The 2,728-nt window shown below is 77.6% G+C and carries 2 protein-coding genes; both read left to right on the forward strand.

Features of this window, described 5'->3' with window-relative positions; translation table 11 throughout:
- The first annotated feature begins 152 nt into the window (after nucleotides 1-152).
- Nucleotides 153-1,397: a hypothetical protein gene (locus tag NWP09_RS12360; protein WP_258275801.1), complete on the forward strand. Its 1,245-nt coding sequence runs from the start codon at nucleotides 153-155 to the stop codon at nucleotides 1,395-1,397.
- 132 nt (nucleotides 1,398-1,529) lie between these two features.
- The coding region (locus NWP09_RS12365; protein WP_258275802.1) for a DNA polymerase Y family protein at nucleotides 1,530-2,728 on the forward strand (1,199 nt) is incomplete at its 3' end.

A 2,728-nucleotide genomic window follows, 5' to 3' on the forward strand; every position in this document is an offset into this window, starting at 1 on the left:
GTCGCGGTCCACGACGACCGCGTCCCTCCTGCACCGGTGGAGGAGCACACCGCGAGCCCTGATTGAGCGGTCCTCGGCCGCGCCGTGCGCGCGGCACGCAGCCGTCCCGGAGCGGGGCGGTGGATCGACTCCATCGATGAAAGGGCGAAGCGATGAACAAGCTCGCGATGCGGGCGCTGTGGACCACAGCGCTCGCGGGCGGCCTCTGGGCCGCAGGCACCGGCGTGGCCGGTGCAGTGGAGACCGACACCACGATCGGTGTCGGGGCGGATGCGGTGGCCGTCGGGTCGCTCGCAGATGCGGTGGTCGAGACCACGGCGGACGCGGCGGTCGAGGTGACGGTCGATGCCGTGGTGGATGCGACGGCCGATGCCGTGGTGGATGCGGCGGCGGACGTCGTGGCTGATGCGACGGCGGATGCCGTGGTGGATGCGGCGGCGGACGTCGTGGCTGATGCGACGGCGGATGCCGTGGTGGATGCGCCAGCGGACGCCGTGGCTGACGCGCCCGCGGCGGATGACGGCACGGCGGCCGCAGCGACGGCGCTCGTGACGGCCGACGCAGAGGTGGGGGTGGTCGACGCTGTCGCGGCGGACGCCGACGTGTGCCTGGCGGTGGCGGTCGGCGGCGTGCTGCCGGGCTGCGGCCCGGCGGCGACGACGGGTGAGCCGGGCGCTGCGGCGGAGGGCTCCGACGGTGCCGTCGCGCCGCTGCCGGTCGCGGAGGCGCTGGTCGACGCGGATGCGGAGGCCGAGATGGTGGACGCGGTCGCGGTCGACGCCGACGTGTGCCTGGCGGTGGCGGTCGGCGGCGTGCTGCCCGGCTGCGACCCCGCGGCGGCGCCCGGCGTCGAGGACGGCTCCGCTGACGGCTCCGACAGCACGGGCGGTGGTTCCGATGGCGCGATCGGCGCGCTGCCCGTCGTCGAGGCGCTCGTCGTCTCGGATGCGAAGGCGGATGTGGCCGACGCGATCGCGGTGGACGCCGACGTGTGCCTCGCGGTGGCGGTCGGCGGCGTGCTGCCGGGCTGCGACCCCGCGGCGGCGCCGGGCGTGACTGACGGTCGCGACGACGCGGACGGCTCCGGCGGCGACGTCGGCGCCGGCGGCGGCGCGGATGGCACGGGTGGCGACGTGGCCGCCGGTGGCGACGCGGGCTCCGAGGTCGGCGAGCTCTGGGGCGGCGTCGGTGGGGCCGAGGCGGGCGCTGGCCGCGGCTCGGCGCTCGACGGCACCGACAAGGCCGATCGGCGGCTGCCGGTGGCGGCTGACGGAGCGGCCGCGAGCACGCTGCCCCGGACCGGTGCTGGCGCGGGGGAGCTGCTGCTCCCGGCCTTCGCGCTGCTCGCAGCGGGACTGGCGCTCCTGCTCCGGCGGCGGCCGGTGGCCGTGCGCTGATCCCTGCGGGTGCGGGGCGCGCGATGCGCGTCCCGCACCCGTGCGCGCCCGGGACCGGCCCGCGGACGCGACGCGCCGCATCCACTTGACTGCTCTCGAACGTATGTTCGATCATGGAGTGTGGCGACGGAGATGACGGGCAGGGGCGGCGCGCACGTGCGCGGCGGCCGCATCGGCGTGCTCCGCGTGCCCGACTGGCCCGTGGTCGTCGCCCGCCAGACGGGCGCGCTGCCCGCCGGCGGCGAGCAGGGCTCGCCCGGCGCCGTGGTGCACGCGCTGCGGGTCGTCGCGTGCGACCAGGGCGCTCGCGACGACGGCGTGCGGGTGGGCATGCGGGTGCGCGACGCGCAGTCCGCCTCGCCCATGCTCGCGCTCGCCCCCGCCGACCCGGTCGGTGAGGCGCTCGCGTTCGAGCGGGTGGTGCGGGCCGTGCTCGCGGTCGTGCCGGCCGCGCAGGCGATCGGCGACGGCGCGCTGGCGTTCCGGATGCGCGGCGCCAGCCGGTTCTACGGCTCCGAGCCGCGAGCGATCGAGGCGGTGCGGGGCGCGCTCGCGCCGCTCGGCCTCACCGCGAGCTTCGGCGTCGCCGACGACCGCTTCTCGGCGGAGCTCGCCGCCGCCGCGGCCGCCGAGACGATCGTGCCGCCGGGTCGCAGCCGCGAGTTCCTCGCGCCCCTGCCGGTCGGCGTGCTCGGCGACGACGAGCTGCCGTGCATGCTGCACCGGCTCGGCGTGCACACGCTCGGCGGCTTCGCCCGGCTGCCCGACGCGAGCGTGCGCGACCGCTTCGGCGAGCCGGGCCTCGTCGCCCTCGCGCGAGCGCGCGGCGACGACGACCGCCGGGTCGACGAGAGCGGCGTGGGGGAGGAGCGCGCGCTGCGGCTCGTCTTCGAGCCCGGCATCGAGGGCGTGCAGGAGCTCGCGCTCGCGGTGCGCGAGCCGGTCGAGCGGTTCGTGCGCCAGCTCGCGCAGCAGCGGCTCGTGTGCAGCGAGATCCGCATCGTGCTGCGCGGCGAGGAGGGCCGCGTGAGCGAGCGGCTGTGGCGGCAGCCGGGGTTCCTGCGCGCGGGCGACATCGTCGACCGGATGCGCTGGCAGCTGACCGAGAGCGACCTCGGGTCGGCGCTCGTCGAGGTGCAGGCGCTCCCCGAGCGGCTCGACGCCGACACGGAGCACATGCCGGGGCTGTGGGGCGGCGGCGACATCGACGACCGCACGAAGCACGCGCTCGAGCGGCTGCAGGGCATGCTCGGCCGCGAGGCGGTGCTCACCGCGACGCCGGGCGGCGGCCGGCTGCTCGCGGAGCGCGGCGTGCTCACGCCCTGGGGCGA

This window comes from Agrococcus sp. HG114, assembly GCF_024723325.1.
Classification (GTDB): Bacteria; Actinomycetota; Actinomycetes; order Actinomycetales; family Microbacteriaceae; genus Agrococcus.